The 3655-nt window shown below is 50.6% G+C and carries 4 protein-coding genes; all 4 read left to right on the top strand.

All coding sequences use genetic code 11. The annotated features are described in order from the left end of the window. Window positions 1-1035, top strand: a 1035-nt coding sequence (locus tag ARB25_RS09530) for an SIS domain-containing protein (protein ID WP_055287655.1), incomplete at its 5' end; no start/stop codon positions are given. A 372-nt stretch (window positions 1036-1407) separates the two neighbouring features. After that, window positions 1408-2196 (top strand): GntR family transcriptional regulator, encoded by a 789-nt coding sequence (locus tag ARB25_RS09525; RefSeq protein WP_055287653.1) that lies wholly within the window; start codon window positions 1408-1410, stop codon window positions 2194-2196. 8 nt (window positions 2197-2204) lie between these two features. After that, entirely contained in the window at window positions 2205-2909 is a 705-nt protein-coding gene (locus ARB25_RS09520) for a GntR family transcriptional regulator (protein WP_055287651.1), read from the top strand. A 214-nt stretch (window positions 2910-3123) separates the two neighbouring features. Next, window positions 3124-3540: a PTS sugar transporter subunit IIA gene (locus ARB25_RS09515; RefSeq protein ID WP_055287649.1), complete on the top strand. Its 417-nt coding sequence runs from the start codon at window positions 3124-3126 to the stop codon at window positions 3538-3540. The last annotated feature ends 115 nt before the right edge of the window (window positions 3541-3655 follow it).

Genomic DNA, 3655 nt, shown 5'->3' with positions numbered 1-3655 from the left:
ATGTTCAATTTCGATGAGCCTCGTTACGAGAAGGTTGTGAGCGATGCCCTCGCTCTCCGTCCTCAGATTGAGGCTGCCGTGGACAAGGTCTGCGAGCAGGGCTATTCCAACATCTTCTTCATCGGCTGCGGCGGCACCTGGGCCCACACGCTCCCGATGAAGTACTGGGTCGAGACCACCACGGCCGACGTCGACGTCCACTGCGAGATCGCCGCCGAGTTCCTCGCGTGCCCGCCCAAGGCCTTCAACAAGGACTCGGTCTGCGTCTTCTCCACCCGCACCGGCACCACCCCCGAGATCATCGAGGCCGCCAAGTTCTGCCAGGAGCAGGGCGCCCGCACGCTGATGTATGTCTCCAACGACAACACCCCGGCCACTGAGTACGCCGACTACAAGTTCTTCAGCTTCGCCGAGGACGACGTCCTGTGCGAGGCCATCTACACCTACCAGATCACGCTGGTCGCCCGCTTCCTCAAGAACGCCGGCGCCTTCCCCAAGTACGACACCTTCATGGAGGAGTTCGGCAACATCGCCCCGTACCTCATCAAGGCCAAGGACGCCCAGGACGAGCGCTGCGCCGCCATGGCCGAGGACTTCAAGGACACCGACTACCACATGGTGATCGGCTCCGGCATGCTCTGGGGCGAGGCCTACGACTACGCCATGTGCATCCTCGAGGAGATGCAGTGGATCAAGACCAAGTCCATCCACGCCGCCGAGTTCTTCCACGGCACCATCGAGCTGTGCGAGGAGGGCACGAGCCTCATCATGCTCTACGGCGAGGACGACACCCGTAAGCTCATGGACCGCGTGGACAACTTCACCCACATGCTCGCCGACGAGAAGGGCGTCCATGTCCGCGTGAACAAGTTCGACACCGCCGAGGTCGAGCTGCCGTTTAGCGACCCCGAGTTCCGCAAGATCGTCTCCCCGATGGTCACCTACACCATCACCGAGCGCCTGAGCTGCCATCTCGAGCACGTCCGCAACCACCCGCTCACCACGCGTCGTTACTATCACCAGATGAACTACTAAAGCAGCTTTCAGCGGCCGTTACTATGCTCGGAAATAATTCGTTATGTTGCGTTCGTAAAACAATGCAAACAAATGTCGCAGTCTCGTTCTAGAGGGCCATGCCGTAGCTAGCCGCTTGAGGTCGTATTTGCTTGGACTCGACCATGTGGCTCGTTGGCATTTCACGGTAGCGACTTCAAGGCGAAATGGGGCATTTTTGCCAAATGCCCCTCTTGTTTGCGCCACAAGTGGCATTCGACACCTTCATATGGAGTGTTTGATATTGTAGACGGTTCAAAAAAAAGATTGAACCGTCTATTTCTTTCAAAATAATACGTAATAGGTTATCTTATAACGTATAGAAGTTTCATAGAATGTTGTACGGAGAACGTTATGATTAACCCGACTAGTGCTGTGCCGCTATATGTACAAGTAGCTGATGATTTGCGCCGCCGTATTGAGATGGGCGAGTTTTCCGAAAGTGGCGTGTTGCCTAGCGAAAATGGTTTTTGCGAAGAATACGAGGTTAGCCGCGCGACGATACGGAAGGCAATTCAAACTCTTGTGGATGACGACGTGCTTGATACGCGTCATGGCAAAGGCACATTTATCCGGCAGCCTAAAATCGTCTCGAGCTTGAGCACGTTTAAGGGTTTCACTTATTTTTGCCATGAAAATAATATCGAAACCTCGTCTCGTGTTCTCGCTCTTCAGGAGGTCGAGCCGCCCGTTGCCGTCCGTCGTCATTTGCGAATGGAAGAGAATGAATCTGCGGTTTACCTCAAACGTGTGAGGTCAATTAACCACATAAATGCAATGATTGAACATATTTATCTTCCAGTAAAGAACTTCGGGTTTTTACTGGGTGTCGATATGGATAACGCATCACTTTATGAAACGATTGAGAGAGAGACGGGGCTGCGACTAGAGGATAATTGTTTCCCGTCTATTGTGCTTGAAGCAGGGCTTGCTACGGATGAGGAGAAGCGCATCCTTAACATCGCAGGAGAAGCTGCGATGTTTATATTGAGTGAGACCGTTTATATGAGCACTGGTAAGCCAGTGCACTTTACTAAGCAGGTGATGTTGGGTGATTATTTCAAATACTTCTTTTCGATTAAGGCTAATCAACTCGGCATCAATTGGCAGGGACTTGAAGCCGTTGAGTGTAGAAAGCAATAGGTTGAATAATGGTTAAAGTGGAGAGCGCTGTTCCATTGTATAAGCAGATCGTTCACGATCTTGTGAGTCGAATAGAAAGTGGCGTATATAGCGAAGGGGATAAGCTTCCTACTGAGACGGAGCTTATGGAGGAATATGGCGTTAGTCGTATTACCGTTCGATCGGCAATCAAGGAACTAGAGGATGCCGATATCGTTGAGCGCACGCGAGGGAAAGGGACTTTTGTTACCACGACACGCAATGCCTATGCAGCCGATGACCAGGAAAGCTTCACCCATTCCTGCATTCAAGAAAATAAAAAGCCTTCTACCGTAGTGCTCGAAGTAGCTTGGATTTATCCTACGCTGCGCGACGTGCGTTTTCTTCAGGTCCAGGAGGACGAGAATATTCTTCAGACTAGACGTTTGCGCTTAGTCGATGGCGTGCCAACGATGTTGGAAACCAATAGCTACACTCCTTCTCTTGCCTTTTTGGAACATGAAGATTTATCGGGTTCTCTACTTGAGGTGCTGGGAAGACGCCATATCGAACTTGGCAATAACGAGCGAACGTTGCAGGTGTGCTTTGCAAGTGCTTACGAGGCAGAACATTTGAATGTAAAGCCGGGATCTGCCCTTTTATTATTTGTAGATAAGCGTTGCAGCGCGCAGGGAGTGCCATTGTTTATTTCGCGGCAGGTGTACTGCACTGAGCGCTTAAAGTTTTATCTCTAGCGAAAGCCAAACCCCGGATCTTTCTTAACCGAATAACAAGAGATTGAAAACGCCCCGACAAAGGGGCGTTTTTTTGCCGTTTACGGGCGAATTATTACCGCTTAGGAAGCTTGATTAATCTGTCTTGACAAAGCGAAAGTTTCGAGGATACTGTAGATAACAATACAAAATATAACGTTCTATTAACAGATGATTGACTGAGATTGGGAGATAAATGAGGAAGTTGCTCTTGGCCAGCCATGGGCCACTTGCTAGAGCGATGCGTGAAACGCTCCAGCTATTTTGCGGTGAAGATCCTCGCGTTAAGGTGCTATGCGCATATGTCGATGAGGACACGATGGATGTAAACGAGTTGATAGATTTTTGGGACCGTTCTCGCGACCCAGCAGACCAGTGGATTGTCATCACTGATGTCTATGGTGGGTCAGTGAATAACGCTTTTATGGAAAGGTTGGGTGACGATTCTCTAAGGCTCATTGCCGGCATGTCGCTACCACTAGTGCTCGAAGTGTTTTCGAAATTGAGCACACTTGATGACGCCGAGCTCGCTGCATTGGTTTCAAGTGTCCGCCAAAAGGGCACATGCCTATGTTCGCTGCCAAATTCGGTAGAAGAAGACGAGGATTTTTGAGAAAGGAACAAAGATGATTAGGTAATGTCGAGAAAGTTGGTGTAGCGCCCGATCCGAAGTGAGTCGGCCCGGCGTCCTGGAATCTGGAATACGGTTGATATCCTATGCCGCCTCG

This window comes from Collinsella aerofaciens, assembly GCF_001405375.1.
Classification (GTDB): domain Bacteria; phylum Actinomycetota; class Coriobacteriia; order Coriobacteriales; family Coriobacteriaceae; genus Collinsella; species Collinsella aerofaciens_F.
Note: the sequence above shows the minus strand (reverse complement) of the source record. Positions and strands in the feature narration are given on the sequence as shown.

What these genes read in the sequence shown, in the direction of transcription:
- ARB25_RS09525 (WP_055287653.1), top strand. Translation starts at nt 1,408, where the DNA reads ATGATTAACCCGACTAGTGCTGTGCCGCTATATGTACAAGTAGCTGAT.
- ARB25_RS09515 (WP_055287649.1), top strand. Translation starts at nt 3,124, where the DNA reads ATGAGGAAGTTGCTCTTGGCCAGCCATGGGCCACTTGCTAGAGCGATG.
- ARB25_RS09520 (WP_055287651.1), top strand. Translation starts at nt 2,205, where the DNA reads ATGGTTAAAGTGGAGAGCGCTGTTCCATTGTATAAGCAGATCGTTCAC.